Source organism: Gammaproteobacteria bacterium, assembly GCA_022340215.1.
Taxonomy (GTDB): Bacteria; Pseudomonadota; Gammaproteobacteria; order JAJDOJ01; family JAJDOJ01; genus JAJDOJ01.
Genome location: JAJDOJ010000126.1, coordinates 1 through 18,151, shown reverse-complemented (window position 1 = coordinate 18,151; position 18,151 = coordinate 1). Strand labels below are relative to the sequence as shown.

Annotated in this window: 11 protein-coding genes and 1 pseudogene; 4 read left to right on the top strand and 8 right to left on the bottom strand. The window is 61.5% G+C overall.

Annotated features, from left to right (window positions below; translation table 11 throughout):
* Window positions 1-14 precede the first annotated feature (14 nt).
* From recJ to LJE91_09100, 4 genes are all read right to left on the bottom strand, one after another.
* Window positions 15-1,745: a single-stranded-DNA-specific exonuclease RecJ gene (recJ, locus tag LJE91_09115; protein MCG6868868.1), complete on the bottom strand. Its 1,731-nt coding sequence runs from the start codon at window positions 1,743-1,745 to the stop codon at window positions 15-17.
* 11 nt (window positions 1,746-1,756) lie between these two features.
* The gene (locus LJE91_09110) at window positions 1,757-2,803 is read right to left on the bottom strand and encodes a hypothetical protein (protein ID MCG6868867.1); all 1,047 of its coding nucleotides are present in this window, start codon (window positions 2,801-2,803) and stop codon (window positions 1,757-1,759) included.
* 283 nt (window positions 2,804-3,086) lie between these two features.
* The gene (locus tag LJE91_09105) at window positions 3,087-4,487 is read right to left on the bottom strand and encodes an MATE family efflux transporter (GenBank protein MCG6868866.1); all 1,401 of its coding nucleotides are present in this window, start codon (window positions 4,485-4,487) and stop codon (window positions 3,087-3,089) included.
* A 58-nt stretch (window positions 4,488-4,545) separates the two neighbouring features.
* Entirely contained in the window at window positions 4,546-5,085 is a 540-nt protein-coding gene (locus tag LJE91_09100) for a DUF2058 domain-containing protein (protein MCG6868865.1), read from the bottom strand.
* A 238-nt stretch (window positions 5,086-5,323) separates the two neighbouring features.
* Between LJE91_09100 and recQ the strand changes: the two genes are divergently transcribed.
* Window positions 5,324-7,516, top strand: coding sequence for a DNA helicase RecQ (gene recQ / locus LJE91_09095; GenBank protein ID MCG6868864.1), 2,193 nt, complete (start codon window positions 5,324-5,326; stop codon window positions 7,514-7,516).
* Between the two features lie 47 nt (window positions 7,517-7,563).
* On the opposite strand, the gene LJE91_09090 is transcribed toward recQ, so the two are convergent.
* Window positions 7,564-9,633: a pilin gene (locus LJE91_09090; GenBank protein ID MCG6868863.1), complete on the bottom strand. Its 2,070-nt coding sequence runs from the start codon at window positions 9,631-9,633 to the stop codon at window positions 7,564-7,566.
* The gene (locus LJE91_09085) at window positions 9,630-11,867 is read right to left on the bottom strand and encodes an ATP-dependent RecD-like DNA helicase (protein ID MCG6868862.1); all 2,238 of its coding nucleotides are present in this window, start codon (window positions 11,865-11,867) and stop codon (window positions 9,630-9,632) included. Before LJE91_09085 ends, LJE91_09090 begins: the two co-directional genes overlap by 4 nt.
* Before the next feature lie 536 nt (window positions 11,868-12,403).
* Here LJE91_09085 and LJE91_09080 point away from each other — a divergent pair.
* Window positions 12,404-12,687: pseudogene (locus LJE91_09080) on the top strand (transposase zinc-binding domain-containing protein).
* 1,319 nt (window positions 12,688-14,006) lie between these two features.
* Here the strand turns inward: LJE91_09080 and LJE91_09075 are convergent.
* On the bottom strand, window positions 14,007-14,279 hold the full coding sequence (locus tag LJE91_09075) for a hypothetical protein (GenBank protein MCG6868861.1): 273 nt from the start codon (window positions 14,277-14,279) through the stop codon (window positions 14,007-14,009).
* 174 nt (window positions 14,280-14,453) lie between these two features.
* Between LJE91_09075 and LJE91_09070 the strand changes: the two genes are divergently transcribed.
* Entirely contained in the window at window positions 14,454-14,981 is a 528-nt protein-coding gene (locus LJE91_09070; GenBank protein ID MCG6868860.1) for a CYTH domain-containing protein, read from the top strand.
* 409 nt (window positions 14,982-15,390) lie between these two features.
* Here the strand turns inward: LJE91_09070 and LJE91_09065 are convergent, their stop codons facing one another.
* Window positions 15,391-15,903 carry a hypothetical protein gene (locus LJE91_09065; protein MCG6868859.1) on the bottom strand — a complete coding sequence of 171 codons (513 nt, stop codon included), beginning with the start codon at window positions 15,901-15,903 and terminating at the stop codon, window positions 15,391-15,393.
* A 161-nt stretch (window positions 15,904-16,064) separates the two neighbouring features.
* Here LJE91_09065 and LJE91_09060 point away from each other — a divergent pair, with 161 nt between their 5' ends.
* Entirely contained in the window at window positions 16,065-17,606 is a 1,542-nt protein-coding gene (locus tag LJE91_09060; GenBank protein ID MCG6868858.1) for a DUF4010 domain-containing protein, read from the top strand.
* The last annotated feature ends 545 nt before the right edge of the window (window positions 17,607-18,151 follow it).

Below are 18,151 nucleotides of genomic sequence, written 5' to 3'. Positions count from 1 at the left end.
CGGCGACGTTGCCTCTATTCACGCCCCAGTACACGTTCCACCACCAGTTGCAGATCAGTGCGGCCACGCCAGGCGTTGACCTCCATGCGATAGGCGATACGCAGCAATCCGTCGCCGTCCTCCCAGCCGTTCTGCTCGTATTGAAAACAGATGGCGTCGATGGCGCGGTCCGACCCGTGCGGCTTCAGCTTCAATTTCATGTGCCGCTCCCCCAGGACCCGCTGGTCGAGCACCTCGAACGTCCCGTCGAACAGGGGTTCGGGAAAACCCTGTCCCCAGGGAGCGGCATGGCGCAGAATGGTCGCCGCCTCCAGCGTGAGGTCACTCTCTTCCAGCGGCCCGTCCGTCACCACGCACGCCTGTTTGAGGTCGTCACTGAGCAGTTCGCAAGCTTGATCGCCGAATGCCTCGACGAAGGCATCCAGCTTGTCCCTGGGGAGACTCAGCCCGGCGGCCATGGCGTGTCCCCCAAATCGCGACATCAGCCCCGGGTTGCGGCAGGCGATCGTGTCGAGGAGATCGCGGATGTGGACCCCAGGCACCGAGCGGGCCGAACCCTTGAGTTCCCCCTCAGTGCCGTCGGCGAAGACGACGGCCGGGCGGTTGAATCGTTCCCGGATGCGGGAGGCCAGGATCCCGATCACTCCCTGATGCCAGCCGGCGTCATAGAGGCAGATCCCATCAGGTACCCCACCGACGCGACCAGGATCGGGCAGACGATCGACGATGGCCAGGGCCTCGTCCCGCATCCTCGACTCGATCTCTCGTCGCTCCCTGTTCAGGGCGTCCAGCTCCCGGGCAAGGTGCCTGGCCAGGTCCAGATCGTCCTCGAGCAGGCAGCGGATCCCGAGCGACATGTCCGCCAGTCGGCCCGCGGCGTTCATACGCGGGCCCGCGGCGAAACCGAAATCGGATGACACGGCCTGCCTGGCATCACGGCCCGCCACCTCGAACAGCGCCTGGATCCCCGGATTGCCTCTGCCCGAGCGGACACGGCGCAGACCCTGCTCGACCAGGATCCGGTTGTTGCGATCCAGGGGCACGACATCGGCCACGGTGCCGAGCGCGACGAGGTCGATCAGATTCGCGAGATTCGGCTCGGCGATTGCACGGCCAGCGAACCAGCCAGATTCGCGCAGGCGCGCGCGCAGGGCGACCATGAGATAAAAGGCGACGCCGACTCCCGCCAGGTGCTTACTGGGAAACGGATCCCCGGAGAGATTCGGGTTCACGATGGCGTCCGCTTCGGGCAACGTTGCGCCGGGCAGGTGGTGATCGGTGACGATGACTGTCATGCCGAGCTCTCGCGCGGCCCGTACACCCTCGATACTGGAGATCCCGTTGTCCACCGTGATCAACAGATCCGGATCGAGGTCGGCCGCGACCGCCGCGATCGGCGGGGTCAGGCCGTAGCCGTATTCGAAGCGATTCGGAACCAGATAACGCACCCCGGTCGCGCCCATCGCGTGCAGCGCACGCACCAGAACCGAGGTGCTGGTGGCGCCGTCCACATCGTAGTCCCCGAGCACCACGATGCGCTCAGAGGCCTCCAAGGCGCGCTCGAGCAGGTCGACCGCGGTCTCCATACCGCCGAGTGAGGACGGCGGATGGAGTCTCGCCAACGACAGGTCGAGATCCGCGGCCTCATTGACGCCGCGCTGCGCGAACAGGCGCCGAAGCAGCGGGTGCAGCTCGGGCGGCAACGCACTGCCGGCGGACGGATCCGCTTCCCGACGCCGCAGCATGACCGCAGCCGTCACGGCCGTAGCCCGTCGTTACCCCGACAGTAGTACACCAGCGGCCGGACCCGACGCCAGGGCCATCGCAGGCCCCTGCCGGACTCGAACCTTCTTCCCCCGTCGTCCTGAATCACCCAGTTCTTCACCCTTCGCTCCCCTGCCAGTGGTCCAAACCAGCGCCGTCCCAACGCCCGCATGGCATCCACCCATGCGGGAAATTCATCATAGTCGGCGTGTGCCGACATCTCGTCCAGAATCACCAGATGTCTCCCGCAATCCGTGGTCTCGAGCATTTCATTCAGGCTATCGGGGCACTGGCCAGTCGGGACCCCGGTCCAGAGCCCGATCCCTGCAACCAGCGGGTCGTCGCCCCAGATTCTGCTCCATGGCGTCGCCTGCGGCCCCGCCTCGGGTAAGGCGCCGGCCCCGTGCAGCCAGACACCGTTGACTGGCATGCGTCCCGCCGCCTCCCTCTCCTGATTCTGCGGCAGCCCGTGAAACAGCATCTGCGTCTCGTTCATGACGCCGTGCCAGAATGCAGCGCGCCTTCCTTCGGGCAGCCGTTGCGTGACATCACGTCCGCGCGCCTCTCGGATCGGACACCCCGCGATCTCATCCGGTGAACCCACTCGCAGGTGCCATGCGTGCGGAAGATCGGCATCCAAGTGCAGTCCCCTGTCGGCAAAGTGATCATTGAAACAACGGACAAGCGCGTCCGCCTCGTCCCGCGAGATGCCGATGCGACCGGCGTCGTGAAGATAGGCCGACCCGATGTCCGCCCGCAGGCAAACCGGGTCGAGACAGGCAAGCGCCCCCTCGTCGAACGTCCCCGTGATACCGAACCTTCGCAGAGGCGCCGTCGGTACGTCACCGGACTCAGACCTTCGAATTTCGCACAGTTCCAACAGTGAATGCTCGTACCCGACCGACCCGGTCGAGGCCTCGCGGGCTCTGAGGAGTAACGCCTCGAGTTCATCGAAGCGCGGAAACTCCCGATAGTCCTTCGCCCAGACTCGAACCGGTTCCAGAAGGCCGGAAACTAGGAGATGAAGCGTAAGGGACAAGGGGCGTCGTTAACCTTCTTGTTATTACGGGCGGTTGGCCCGGGCCTTGAAGAATTCGAGATGCCGCACTCGGTCCAGCGTCGCGCAGTGTGGCGATTATACGCCGCCGCGGACTCCTTGACAGATGCCAGCATTCAACACAAATGGCCGACATAACTACTTATAATTAGTAGCTTACAAAATTAACTTAATTTTTTTTTAGAAGTTGACACGTGAAGATTTATGACATTGTTGCAGCGTCGACGCCCTGCGCGATCTGCGCATGCGTCTGGCGTCTTCGTCGTCAGATGTCTCGACGACTCAGACTGTAAAACCGCAGACTGAGCAGCACGGCGGCCACAGCAAGGCTGATGACAAGTCCGCTCCAGAGTCCGCGCGGCCCGAGACCGAAATAGATGCCGAGCATGTAGGCGAGCCCCAACCCGACGACCCAATAGGACACAAACGTGATCCACATCGGGACTACGGTATCCTTCATCCCGCGCAAGGCGCCCAGGGCGCAGACCTGGATGCCGTCGGCCACCTGGAACATCGCGGCCATGGTGAGCAGGCTCACCGCTAACATGCGGACCGCCTCGTCCCGGATGTACAGGGAAACGATGCCGTCCGGAACCCCGAGCATCACGGCCGCCGAGATCGACATGGCTATCGCGCCCATGGACACGCCTGTCCATCCTGCGCGTCGAACCCCATCCGGGTCTCTCGACCCCACCGCATGTCCTACCCGAATCGTAAGTGCCATGGAAAGTCCAAGCGGAATCATGAACATCAATCCTGAATAGTTCAGGGCAACCTGGTGGGCCGCGACCGCCTCCACCCCCAGCGATCCCATCAGCAGCGACACGGCCGAAAACAGTCCGACCTCGATCACGATGCCGGCAGCCATAGGCAATCCCAGGCGCACCAGCCTGCCGAGTTCACTGCGATCCGGCAGTGAGGGACGTTTAAACAACTGCACAGGGACGTAACGCGGATGCAGTCGGAGCCAGGCGGCGATCATCAGCGCATCCAACCACATCACGATGGCCGAGGCCCAACCGGCACCTACCGCACCCAACGCAGGCGCCCCGAAGTTTCCGAACATCAGGATATCATTCCCAAGGAAGTTGAGGCCCAGCGCAACGAGCTGGATATACATGACGGGCCGGGTGAAACCGATCCCCTCGCTGACGAAACGAAAGACGAGATACACGCAGATCGCCGGCATGCCCCAGGAGACTGCATCCAGGTAGTCCCCGGCAAGCGAGGCAACGGAAGCGTCGACGTTGATCCATACCATCAGTGCGTCGAGCTGGCGCACCAGGGGAAAGGCAACAAGGCCCGAGAACATCCCGAGCCACAAGCCCTGGCGGAATACCTGCCCCACCCTCTGAAGCCGGCCTGCGCCAGCGATCTGGGCGACCGTGGGGGACAGCGCCATCAGCAGTCCGACGCAGGCGAGGTACACCGGAAGCCACAGACTCGAACCAAGCGCGATCGCGGCGAGGTCGGTGGCGCCGATCCTTCCCGCCATCACGGTGTCGGTGAAACCCATTGCCACCTGCGACACCTGACTGACGATCAACGGGCCGGCAAGCAATGCGATCTGCCCGGATTCGCGAAAGGCGCCTACACAGGCACGCCGAAAAGCGAACCGGCGGTCCCGGCCCGGACGGGGGGGACTGTTCTTGGCTTGGTCTGTCACCGGGACACGGGCTATCCGGCTACCGCAGCCCGCCGAAACTGGAAGGAAATCGTGGCGGTTACCACATCAGGTCATCGGGGACCTTGTAATCCGCGTATGACTCGCCGACATCGTCGTCGCTTCCGGAATGTCCAGTTGACATGACGCTGGCCGCGTCGCGTTCGCGGATCTTTTCCGCGATGTCCGCCGGCACGACTTCGTATCGGCCCCTGTGCTTCACGACCGCCAGCCGACCCCTGAGCAGATCGCGGCGCATGGCCTCCCGAACGAAAATCTTTCTGATCTTCTTTCCGTCCACGAACTGATGGGGCAGATCCCCATCATCCCTGGACATCCGATTCTGCTCGATCAATTGAGCGATCTGCGCCGCCCTGGCCTTGCGTTCCTCCCTGGCGGCGCGCTGTTCGTTCAGTTCCCTGTCGCGTTTCGCCTTTTCCGCCTGCGCCTTTCGTATCCGCTCCGCATTCGCATCTGGCGCCGGCGCCTTCTTGTTCCGATTCTTCCTGTCTTTCTTCCCCTTCGCCTTGCGTGCGTCCCTAGCCTGATGCTCGTCGATCAGGCCCACCTTCAGCAACTGATCCTGCAACGAGTTTCCCATTACTTTTCCCTTGTTCTATCACTAGCGAGTCGAATCATGTACCAGGCAGGAAAAGGATGTCGGTTGCGACACAGCTCCGCCTCGTCACCGGAGTCGATTATTCGCGTCAGAAAATTGCGGGTCAACCCGCTGCGACGCCTCTCAATCGTTTAATATCTGCCTCCAGAATATCACCCGGTCTTCACGCCGCCCGATTCACCCCGATACGCAGAAGACCGCAGGAGAGGCACAGCCCTGAATGACACAGGATCAGATGCAGCGAGCCAGGGAGACGCTCCAAACTGTCTTCGGCTACGACGCCTTCCGGCACCATCAGGAAGAGATCGTCGCATCGCTTCTTCGGGGCCGCGACGTGCTCACCCTGATGCCCACCGGCGGCGGCAAGTCCCTGTGCTACCAGATCCCGGCCATGCTTCGCGAGGGTGTGGGCGTGGTCGTCTCCCCCCTGATCGCGCTGATGCACGACCAGGTCGACGCGCTCAGGCAACTGGGAATCCGCGCGGCGTATCTGAACTCGACACTTTCACATGACGAAATGCGGGACGTGGAGCAGGAGATCGCCGGCAGACACCTCGACCTCGTCTACGTCGCCCCGGAGCGACTGCTGACCGAGCGGTTCCTGGCACTGCTGGACGGCGCCCCGATCGCGCTGTTCGCGATCGACGAGGCCCACTGCGTCTCTCAGTGGGGTCACGACTTTCGGAAGGATTATCAGCAGTTGCGGATCCTCCACGAACGATACCCAAATGTGCCGCGCATCGCGCTCACGGCGACGGCCGACGCGCGCACCCGCCGGGAAATCATCGGGCAACTCGGGCTCGAGGACGCCGGGTTGTTCGTTAACAGCTTCGACCGGCCCAATATCCACTATGCCCTGGCCGAGGGGCGCAACTCGAGGGAACAACTCTGGCGATTTCTGGAGCACGAACACCCCGCAGACGCCGGGATCGTCTATTGCCTGTCGCGGAAAAAGGTCGAATCGGTGGCGGAATGGCTGACCCGCCGGGGGCGCGAGGCACTGCCCTATCACGCGGGACTGCCGGACGAGGCCCGCTCCCGTTACCAGGAGCGGTTCCTGCGCGAGGACGGTCTGATCATCGTGGCGACCGTCGCCTTCGGTATGGGCATCGACAAACCGGATGTACGCTTCGTCGCGCACCTCAATCTCCCCCGCAGCATCGAGGCCTACTACCAGGAAACCGGGCGCGCCGGCCGGGACGGTGAACCGGCCAACGCCTGGATGGCCTACGGGCTGCAGGACGTCATCACCCTGCGCCAGATGGTCCAGACCGGGGATGCGGGCGAGGAATACAAACGCGTCTCGCATCACAAGCTGGAGTCCATGCTCGGGCTGTGCGAACTCGCCACCTGCCGCCGTCAGGCGCTGCTTGCCTACTTCGGGGAGACCCTGTCGCAACCCTGCGGGCGTTGCGACAACTGTGTCGCGCCCCCGCAGACCTGGGACGGCACGGAGGCGGCGCGCAAGGCCCTGTCCTGCGTCTACCGCACGGGACAACGCTTCGGAGTCAACTACGTCATCGACGTGCTGACGGGCAAGGCCGACCCCCGGATCCACGACAACGGCCACGACCGGGTCAGCACCTTCGGGATCGGTGCGGATCTGAGCGCGACGGAGTGGCGCAGTGTGTTTCGCCAACTGATCGCACGCAACTATCTCGAGGTCGATTTCGACGGCTACGGCGCGCTGCGACTCGCTTCCGCATGCCGCCCGCTGTTACGGGGTGCCGAGCGAATCGAACTGCGCAAATCCGCTCAGCCGGAACGTTCAGCGAGGCCTCGTTTGGAACGAACCCACGAGACGCTTCGCAGTTTCGATCGACCCGTATTCGAGGCATTACGCGAGCTGAGACGCTCGATCGCCGAGTCCCAGGGGGTTCCCCCCTACGTTATCCTGCACGACAGTACCTTGCGTGAACTGGCCCGCACGCGTCCCGAATCCGGCGAGGCCATGCGCGAAATTCGCGGTATCGGCGAACGGAAGCTCGCCCTGTATGGCGAGATGTTTCTCAAGGAGATCGGGAGGTTCCCGCGTGAGGACCTGACCGAGAACGCCTTGAGCGCCACCGTCAATGAAACGCTGTATCTCCACACACAGGGCAGAGACGCGCAGACGATCGCGGACGAACGCGGCCTCAAGGTCTCGACCGTCTACGCCCATTTCGCCGAGGCCATCGAGGCGGGACTGCTCGAGGCACGCGATGTCCTGCCGCTGGGGGAGGATGAGATCACGCGCATCGGCCATACCCTGGAATTGCTCGAGGCGCCCGTCGACCGCAGGATCAAGCCCGCCTACGAGGCCCTGGAGGAGGCCTACGACTACGGCATCCTGAGATGCGTCCTCGCCGGCATGGTCGGCGTCGAATCGGACAGGGCTCGCGGGCTATCGCAAGCTGTCGAGAAAGCCACATAGCGGATCCCGTCATACTCACGCGGCAATGCGGCGTGTGACCCAACGCCCTAACGACATTCGGCGGGCAAGTACTTTCCGTCCACGTTCCGAGATCGGCACAGCCAATTCAGTTTCCCTTCGTAGACATTGGGAACGAACAGAATGCTGCCACCGTCCACCGGACCGCCGGTAAAGGACACCCTGACGATGGCGAGTTCGTCAACAGTGGCAAGGTAGCCGTCACCCCGGATACCCGCCGGGTCCCGTCCCAGTTCCTCCATGCCCTTCGGCAGCCGGCCATTGGCCGCATGAAACTCCGAAACGGCCGTCTTCAGCTCGCCGGTGCCGACAGCCAACCCCGCCGCGACGTTCGCCCTGACGGCATAGTCCCGATAGGCCGGGATCGCAAAGGCGGAGAGCACGCCGATGACACCGATCATCCCGGGCCCCGCGGCCATGAGGATCTCCGCCGGATTGTTCTCGAACACGAACTCCAGACTCAGCATGGGGTCCGCCAAGCTCACGACCATGCTGTAGGCACCCACGTCGGGGAGTGACAACTGGCTTGCGCTCGGCAGGTCGAAGATCCGGATCGGGTAGCCCGCCAGGTCGCCGGCCACCACCAGGAGGTCCAGATAGGTGTAGTAGACGAGACGGGGCAGGTTCGGGACCTCGGTGGAGAACAGGAACAGTGCATGACGCCCCTCCACGTGCTGCCTTCTCCGCAGCCATTCGCCGAGCGGTACGCGGGGCAGTCCCTGCCGGTCCATCAGCGCCTGGGGTGTCTGCGCGAAGAGAACAAACCCGTCCTCCTCGACCCAGAACCAGTGGGTCCTGAGACGGTCTTTCGGCAAGTCCGGCATCTCGCCGCCGCGTTGGTCCCGGTTGCTCTCCCCGAGCGTCTCCGGCACGGCCAGATGATGGTACTCCAGTCCCCCGATGATCCGGGTCTCGTAGACGACACCCGGTTCCCGCGCCAGCTTCGAGACGAGTCCGCGATAACCGCGCGGGTCGGCGACACGGACACCGAAAAACCCGCCTGCCTGGTCGGTGAAGAACACGGCCTCCGGCCCCAGCGCAGAAAACACTTCATCCAGCGACACCCCCGTCAGCCCGGCAAAGCGCTTCTTCAGATCCGCATAGCGGCGCTCGGCGCCCGTGCGCCCCTCACGGTTTGCGATCTCCAGCAGGGCGTCGACGAGCCGCTGCTCGAGGATCGGCATGGCGACGACCAGGCCGGGGTCTCCGGCGGCCGACAGCGAGAGGTCGTTGCTGACGTCAGGCAGCAGTCCACGGTAACCCGATTTCGGACTGTCGATCAGAATGCTCAGTCGCCCCTTTCCACCTTCCACACCCCAGCCCAGGGCGGCGGAACGAACCTCCAGCATCCCCCACTTTTCCGCGCCGGCGAGGTGCGCGGGGTCGATCGCGCCGCGCACCAGGGGCACAAGCCCGGCGACGTCCCACCACGTGAACAGTCCACGGCCGCTGGTATCGATGCGGTTCTCCATCTCGCGCATCGCGGTCGTCTCGACGACTGGGGGCAGTCGCATCAACCGCTCGAGGCGCCCACGGTCGATGCCCGCCGAGGCCAGGAGATAGACCTCTCCACTTTCGGCGTAGTACTGAAAAAGCAGGGGCAGGGAACCGGCCACGACGATACCGAATCCGTCGTCGTCGGCCGGCGCGAGGACCTGAAAACGCGGGTCCCGGTTCGCCAGATCATTCAGGGCGGACCGAAATGCCGCCAGCGAGTCGAAGTCGAGTTCGGTTCGAATCAACACGACGGGAAGCCCTGGCGCATCCGCGTTCGGGGCGACGGCAATGGCCTCCAGGGGCGCGTCGAGGTGACTGAGCAAGAGGTTCGTCAATGCTCCGATAACCCCTTCCCCGCCACCGAGTACGTTCTCGGCGAACGCCAGGCGTAGCGCCTCGATCTGCGCGACATGGTCCGGGTGGGAAAGGGCGTCCTGCAGCACACTCCCCTTCGGCGCGGTCAGGAATCCCGGGACGTCGGGAATCCGCACATAAGCCAGTGCGTCCGACGGGACCCGCCCACGCAAAGGGTCGGCGGCGGTTTCGCCACAAACCAGAAGGGCCGTTAGAAACAGTAATAGGGACAGAACGATTATTTTCATTGTTGTCCTCTGGACGCGAGTCCACCACGCCTTCGGATCGATTCGTGCCCCCCCCTATCGCTTGCGCGAAGTCTCGCAGCGAGGTTCGTGAGCCGCTGCCTGGAGCGCCGGTTGCGAACGGCGATCGCCAGCGCGCGCGACTGACCGACGATCACCACCAGCCGCTTGCCCCGGGTCACACCGGTATAGACCAGGTTTCGCTCGAGAAGAGTATAGTGCTGGATCGCCAGGGGTATGACCACGGCCGGATACTCCGAGCCCTGGGCTTTGTGGATCGTGATCGCGTAGGCGAGTGAAACCTCGTCCAACTCCCCGAAATCATATGTCACCTCGTGCCCGTCGAACCCGATCTCGACCTGTGAGGTCTCCGGATCGACGCGCAGGACGCGGCCGATATCGCCGTTGAACACCTCCTTGTCGTAGTCGTTCACCGTCTGGATCACCTTGTCCCCCGCAGCGAACGACCAGCCGAAACGCTCCACCCGCGGTCCGTCGCCGGGGTTCAGCACGCGCTGCAGTTCCACGTTCAGCGAGCGCGCCCCGAGCCCGCCTCGATTCATCGGGGTCAGCATCTGAATCTCCTCGACGGGGTCAAACCCGAACCGGCGCGGTATCCGCTCCGTCACCAGATGAAGGAGCTTTTCGTGAATCTCCTCCGGCGCGTCGGCAGGGATGAAATAGAAATCGCTCGTCCCGACGCCTTTCGGCGTCGGTTCCGGCATCCGCCCCTGATTGATACGATGGGCGTTGACGACGATCCGCGAGGCCGCCGCCTGGCGGAAGATCTCGCTGAGATGCACGGTCGCCAGTCTTTTCGAGTCGATCAGATCGGCCAGTACGGCCCCGGGACCGACCGAGGGCAACTGGTCCGCGTCACCGACCAGCAGCACCGCGGCGCGATCCGGTACCGCGGCCAGCAACTGGTTCATCAGTACGACGTCGACCATGGACGTCTCGTCGACGACCAGCAGGTCCGCATCGAGCAGGTTTTCCCTGCAGCGCTTGAATCCAAAGGACCGGGGATCGAATTCCAGCAAGCGATGAATGGTGCGCGCCTCGATCCCCGTCGATTCCGACAACCGCTTGGCGGCGCGTCCGGTAGGCGCGCAGAGCAGGACCTCCGCACCCTTCGCTTGAACGATCCTCAGGATGGCGTTGACCACCGTGGTCTTGCCGACACCCGGCCCCCCGGCGATCACCGTGAACTTGCCGCCAAGCGCGGCCGCGACGCCGTCGCGCTGGGACGGGGACAGCTCGATTTCGATCCTGGCCTCCACCCAGGGGATCGCCTTGGAGACGTCGATCCCTCCCCAGGCAGGGCCACCCTGAATCAGCCGCTCCAGGTGCCCGGCCACACCTTTCTCCGCCTGGTAGAGCGGCGCGAGGAACAACGCGGCCTCGCCCTCGATGATCTCCGCCACCAGGTTGTCGCATTCCGTCTCGGCCTCGATCGCCTCGCGGATCACCGGTTCGGGGATCTCGAGCAGTTCCACCGAATCCGCGATCAATGCGTCCCGGTGCGCCGCACAGTGGCCCTGCCCGGACATCTCCTGCAGCACGTGACGCACCCCGGCCCGGGCGCGGATCATCGAGTCTCGCGGAATGCCGAGTCTTTCTGCGATGGTGTCCGCGGTGCGAAAACCGATCCCGCGTATATCCAGCGCGAGACGATAAGGGTTTTCCCTCACGCGCTCGACGGCCGCCTCGCCGTAGGTCTTGAAGATGCGGACCGCCCGCGCGGTACCGACCCCGTGTGCATGGAGAAAGACCATGATGTCCCGCACCACCTTCTGTTCCGCCCAGGCCCGGGTGATCCGCTCCTTGCGCTTCGGCCCGATACCATCGAGGGTCAGCAATCGTTCGGGTTCGTGCTCGATCACGTCGAACACCGCCTCGCCCCAGGCGTCGACCAGCTTGCGCGCGAAGTGCGGCCCGATGCCCTTGACCATCCCCGAGCCCAGGTACTTTTCGATCCCCTCCCGTGTCCCGGGGGCGGCGACCTCCAGCCGGTCGGCCTTGAACTGCAATCCGTGGGTCCTGTCGTTGACCCACGAGCCCACGGCGGACACGGATTCGCCGGGAGAGATACTGGGCACGGCCCCGACGACGGTCACCAGGTCCCGCTGGCCCCGCACCCCGACGCGAAGCACGGCAAACCCCGTCTCCTCGCTGTGAAACGTCACTCGTTCCACGCTGCCGTGAAGTTGTTCAGTCCGGTTGGGCCTCGTATTCATGCTTTGAGCAGTGACATGGACTGATAGGGACTCGGCACCATTGTCCATCATCTTTGGTTGGCGTTTCCTGTCGGGGATTGAATCCGATACCCGTACCGCAGTCGTTTCTTGCCGGCCTTACTGACCTCCCACCAGCCACAGAAAGTCGCATTAGGCGATTGCCGGAAAATGACATACCAGATTGCGCCGGATTTTCGTTCGTCATCAAGGCGCGACAACAGGCGCATCGTCGAACGATGGAACGGTTGTCGCAACACAGAGGACGGACGAAAAGACAAGCAGGATGGTATGTCATTTGACAGAAATCGCCTTAGATACGGGTAGCCTGGATGGAGCGGTCGCGCAATCCAGGATTCCTTCCCCAATCGCCGCGCCCGCATCCCCGGATTCCACTATCGCGCCAGCCGGGCTACCTCTATTTAGGGGCCATTGCGACACCCTCTATTCAGCCGCTCGGCCACTGCTGACAGACTATGAAGCTGAGACGTTCAGACGTTAAACCGTATATTAAGAACAGTATCGCATGGACGCAGATCATGTCGCCAACGCTCGCGGCCGGGAGCGTCGACGGGGGCTTGGGCATTGCCCGTTATCAGCGCCACCGACCCGGGCAGACCCTGCGCTACCAGATCGCGCGAGGAGCACTACCCGCGGTTCGTCGAGCTTATGGCCCACCAGGGCAGTCCGTTACCGGACTACGTGCAACGGGAATTCGAGGACTATCTGCGATGCGGCCGTTGCGGAACACGGCTTCCGTCGGGTAGGTTGCGACACCTGCCACGCCGAGCATCTGCCGGCGTTCAGCTGCAAACACCGCGGACATGCGAAGTAAAGAAATATGCGGTGTAAATGACTCTGCTCCCGTTCGAAAATCTAAAATACTGTCTATTTTCCAGCCTGTTAGATTTCCGGACAGAGCACTTAGCTTTACATATTCGTTGCCAGTAGTGGAACTTGTTCGAGCTGTTCGCCAGCCAATCCGAAGGAGGTTCCCATGCTGGAGTTCTATCTCGAGAATCAAGCCAAACTACGCCAGCCGAGGCGGTGCCCAGTCGGCAACTACCGGGATGAATTCGCCCAATGGCGACAATCGACGGCCCGCTCAACTGACGCTCAGGGCAGCAGCCCATCTAGGGCATTGTTGGTCGGAACATGGGGTTCCCATTGAATGCGCCGATGATGAACTGATCGACTTTTTTATACGCCCTCTTCCTGCCTGCGCGAGTTCACTCGGCTTTCATGGTCGTGACAGATATCATGCAGTCGGGGCGCGACACTTTCTCAGCTACCTGCGGACAAAAGGTATTGTTCCGCCCACGAAGAGGTCCCTCAAGGACTACTCGGCGCAAGCGCCTGGGTTCCTCCTTGACTGGCCTCATCCTGGACGAAATCGTGGCTTTTACTTTCGATACTCAGAAAATGCGGGCACAAACTAGAGAAATTATCACGATATTACAATAAGTTACGCGCCTATCCGTCGGTCGAGAACCCACAGATATTGCTGAGGAGGCATCTTTACTGCCCCCTACTCTTTGGAGGGGGATCCACCCTTGAGAAGGCAGCATTGCCAAGCCGCTGCTGACCCCATATATTGATGTTTTTTCCACTTTGATCAATGGCATGATCGCCAAACACGAAGGTGACAACGACGCTCGCATCACCTGACGATCAAGCCTCTATCACCCGGTGAGGGCAGGAGAATCGTCATGCAACCGGCCAAACAGGAAGCACTGGAGGCCATCGGCAAACTGCCCGATGACGCCGACATGGACGAGATTATGAGTTCACAGAACCCGATATCATCGTGCCGGCCGTAATCCACAAAAGAAGGGACTTCCAGCTGGAGAGAGTCTAACAGTAGAGACAGCCACGCAATCGAACAGCGCCTAATACGACAAAGATCAATCGGGGGCAGAACCCGCATTGCAGCATTTGACCGCGAATCAGCCGTCCCGCCGCTGCCGGATGGAGACCGAAACGATCGGCAATCTCACGGTAGCCGTAGGCGCCTGTGGCAAAAGCCGCAACGAGATAGCAGCATTGCGCTCGCGGTGTTCGGCCGCAATTGTTTTCAGCGTTCGCGCGGGCTTCCTGTACGATGCGAGACCTGACCCTCGACTCGATATCGACGACTTTCCGTTAGGATTGGCGCTCTATTATGCCTGCTATTTTTATTGTTGCCTCCTCAATAGTCATGTCATATATTTCCATACATTCTTCATCACTAATTTCTATATCAAATGCCTTTGCTATCTCAATAAATGGTTTCGTTCCCTCGATTATATCGGGCGGACGCCGAGTGGACCACATCATACACATTTGTTTAGAATCAAAATTTCCTTTATATCTTTTCCTGTGTTTTTCATAGATTTGATGTAGTTGTTCATGTATTTCTTTCTTCGTAAATTTCATGTCAAAGCAATCCGACTTTTGCAATAAATAAATGGGGTCAGTACCCTTTTCCGACTGCAGCGGTCCGCGTGAGAGAAAAAGGGTACTGACCCCATTTATCGCCATTTGCCCCTTTGCCAGGCTATGACAGGCTGGTTCGCCTCGCGTCTCAGCGAGAATGCTGAGTCTGTGAACATCCCATCATACTTTGCCAAGCATACCGGGCATTCGAAAGAGGCAGAATCATGGGTAAAGAGTATAGAGCGAAAATATCTGGTGGAAGGCGACGCCTGGCGCTCCCTGGCCGACGGAAAGCGCTACCGGCAGGGATACCTGTCGACCGTCAGGGAGCGTACTGTTCGCGTCCGCACCGTCGGTGAACGGGGTTATCTCACCATCAAAGGCGAAAACGAGGGCATAGCCCGCGCGGAGTTCGAGTACGGGATTCCATTCGACGACGCCAACGAGCTGCTCGACGGCCTGTGCGAGCGCCCTTTGATCGAGAAGGATCGTTACAAGATCAGCGATGGGGATCTCACGTGGGAGGTGGACGACTTCTTCGGCGACAACGCCGGTCTCGTTCTCGCCGAAGTGGAACTGGAAAGCGAGGACCAGTCTTTTGAGAAGCCGGGCTGGATAGCCCGAGAGGTTTCGGACGATCCCCGTTATTACAACGTCAATCTGATCGCCAACCCTTATAAGAATTGGGCCGACAATCCATAACGGCTCCGCGCCTTCGTTCGCGGCAACGTCCCTGAACAGCGGGGCGTCGCAGATGCGTGCGAAATCCTCATGTTGTGCGGTGTTCGGAACCCGGTGATTCTCTGGGTTGGTGATTGAGCCTGTCAGCGACCTGAGTGATTTCGGACTCAATGACGGTAGTCCGATCACGTAATGTCGGGAGGTACTGCCGAATGAGACCATGGGTCTTTTCGTTCAACCCTCGTTATCCGGCACGCATAGGGATGGGCAACGTTGATCCGGGCATCCAGGTCGCCGGCCATACCTGCATGATCCGCGAATTCACGCCTGTTATCGTAGGTGTAGGTGATGGCATGAACTCGGTCCTTGAGCGGTTGGAGGTCTGCCCTGAAGGTGTCTCGAACGGCTCTAGCGGTCCTGCGAGGCACGGTCAGGAAAGAACAGTGTCTTTCGCCTTGCGCTCGACAGGCGTCACCTCCCCAGCCGCCGAAGCTTCGTTTGGCACCAACGACGACAGGACGGCGGTCAATCGAGACCGGGCCGGGAGTGCTGCCTCGACGGCCATGCGTCGCGAAGCGCCTGCGACGAGTCTTCTGACAGTGCAGGCTGCGAAGTGAATCGCCGCCGAACGCTGGTCTGAGTAGACATACTGGTGGATCCATTCATGTTCCGCGCTCCATTCCTCCCGAAGCAGCACCTCCACTTGAGACCAGGAATGGTCGTCAATACGTCGGCATACCTTGTTGATGCGCCGTTCCAGCGCCGGTCTGCGAGCTTGTTGGGGCCGATAACCCCGCTGTCCCCGATTACGCCGCGACTCCCGGCTGATCGTGGATTTGCCAACCCCGACTATCGCGTCGGAATCCTTCTGCCTACGACCTGCTTTCACAGGAACTACAATCTGATATCGTTGCTCCTGGGGAAGCTGCGTGTGGTTACTCATGTGCGCCCCTCTGACTTTGGTCGGAACAAGAAAGCCACGATGCTGCCGCAACCAGCGTCCCCAGCAACCATTCAGAGTTGGACTCGCAAATTGAAGCTAAGGATATCGATTAGGGGATCAGGCGATAACTGCGCCGACAAGCGATCCATCGCCGCAGGGCTATGACGCCGCAATTACTCCTGCAGCTGTTTTTCCAGTTCGGCCTGGCCGGCCTGATCGGCTTCCTGCTGGGAATCGAACGCGAGATGTCCGCCAAGAACTCGGACAGCATCGGCGGTCGCGATTTCGTCCTGTTCGCCATTGTCGGCGCAGCAGCCGCGTACGTGGCGCTGCACTACGACATGCCCTGGCTTGTCCCCGCAGCCTTTGTGGCGGTCGTCGTTCTCGTCGTTTCCCGTTATTGGAAGGACGACGAGCAAGGACCCGGGATCACTACCGAAGCCGCAGCAGTGCTGACCTTTCTGCTCGGCGTCCTGGTCATGCACGGTGCCAGGGAAATCGCGATTGCGCTGGCTATCCTGACCTTCGCCCTGCTCGCCCACAAACGGGAGATCAAGTCCTTCCGGGCACACATCAAGTCCCGTGATATTCAAGCGACGCTCAAGTTTCTCGTCATCGCCTTTATCGTGCTGCCGGTGCTTCCGCGTGAGTCGTTGGATAATTATGCGGAATTCCAGGTTGGAAGCCTGGCGAGCGTGGACGCGTCCGCCGGCGAGGTGACGATCCAGCTGCTGGAAGGACACACCCTGGAGCCGGGGGACCAGGTCAGCATTGCTCCACCGTCGGGAGAACAAATAGACGGGGTGCGGATCGTCGGAGAAGCCGGAAAGCGTGTCGTCGGCAAACTTCCCGCCGATTTTCCGCAGAACCTGGCAGCAGGCGCCAACGTATACGCCCCTCTCGGCATCGAGTTCGTTCGCGTACTGCTCTCGGCCATCAAGCCGTACAATCTCTGGCTAATCGTCATCCTGGTGTCCCTGATAAGCTTCATCGGCTACATCCTGATCAAGCTCATGGGTAGCGGGATCGGGGTAGGCCTCACCGGTCTGGTGGGCGGCCTGATCTCCAGCACCGTCACCACCCTCAGCTTCTCGCGGCGCAGCCAGGAGCGACCTGAGCTCAACCGCAGCTTCAGCGTCGCCATCCTGCTCGCGTCGGCGATGATGTTTCCACGCCTCCTGATAGAAATGTTCGTGGTCAATCAGCCACTGGCGATAAGCGTCGCACTTCCCCTCATGCTGATGGGGGCGACTGGATTCGCCATCGCCTTCCTGCGCTTCTTCCGCACCCAACATTCGGAGAGCAAGGCAGGACCGGTAGAGTTCGACAACCCTTTCAGTCTCACCGCAGCCGTCACCTTCGGTCTGATCTTCGCCGCCATCCTGATGCTCACGCGCACGGCGACGCACTACCTTGGGGACGCCTGGCTCCCTGCCGTCGCTCTGATCAGCGGACTTACGGACGCCGATGCCATCGCGTTCTCGGTCAGCGACGCGCACCAATCCGAGTGGATTTCGCTGCGGTGGGCGAGCTTTAATCTGGTGCTCGGTGCGATCGCCAATACCTTGATGAAGCTGGCGCTCGTGTTCTTCCTGGCAGAACGCAGTCTCTTCCGCAGCCTGGTGGCCCCCTTCGCCGTCATAGGGGGTGTGGGACTGATCACCATTTTCGTCTACTACGGCTTCGTGCCCGGAATAGGATGAGCGGTCGTCCCGGAAGGGCATGGCTGCGTACCCTGCCTAACCGCTCCGGCCGACATCGGGGATTCGGGAAATCACCGCCGCGAGCCCGAAGTGATCCGAGGGATACACCTCCGGACATTCAGGTGCGACGGGCGACGGGTGCGATTACCCACGCGTTTGAAGAAAAATCAAACCGTTGGGGACGCTGGCTTCGGATAGGGTCAGTCACGGTTCATGCCCGGTGATCAGCGCTCCCGACTGCCGATGGCCGGACCAACGCAGGTCTTCGTGTTTCACGGCCGAGTCATGTTCTGATCTCGGATTATCTACGGACAGCCAGAGCAGGAAATCTATGACACTTACGCTGCACGAATCGGGGCCCTCAGGGCTGACAAAGCCTTCCCGGGTCAATAAATGGGGTCAGTACCGAATGGCACTGACTTAAGGGCCTAGATCTATTAAAAACAACGCGTTACGGTGATCGTCAAGGTGCGAAAACTTCCCCCGATCAACCCGGCAACCTAGACATCGTGTGCAATGAACAGATGATTCTTCGACGAACGCTG

Coding starts and splice junctions, on each gene's coding strand:
- recJ (MCG6868868.1), bottom strand. CDS start 1,745: ATGCTGCGGCGTCGGGAAGCGGATCCGTCCGCCGGCAGTGCGTTGCCG.
- LJE91_09100 (MCG6868865.1), bottom strand. CDS start 5,085: ATGGGAAACTCGTTGCAGGATCAGTTGCTGAAGGTGGGCCTGATCGAC.
- recQ (MCG6868864.1), top strand. CDS start 5,324: ATGACACAGGATCAGATGCAGCGAGCCAGGGAGACGCTCCAAACTGTC.
- LJE91_09090 (MCG6868863.1), bottom strand. CDS start 9,633: ATGAAAATAATCGTTCTGTCCCTATTACTGTTTCTAACGGCCCTTCTG.
- LJE91_09085 (MCG6868862.1), bottom strand. CDS start 11,867: ATGAATACGAGGCCCAACCGGACTGAACAACTTCACGGCAGCGTGGAA.
- LJE91_09075 (MCG6868861.1), bottom strand. CDS start 14,279: ATGAAATTTACGAAGAAAGAAATACATGAACAACTACATCAAATCTAT.
- LJE91_09065 (MCG6868859.1), bottom strand. CDS start 15,903: ATGAGTAACCACACGCAGCTTCCCCAGGAGCAACGATATCAGATTGTA.
- LJE91_09060 (MCG6868858.1), top strand. CDS start 16,065: ATGACGCCGCAATTACTCCTGCAGCTGTTTTTCCAGTTCGGCCTGGCC.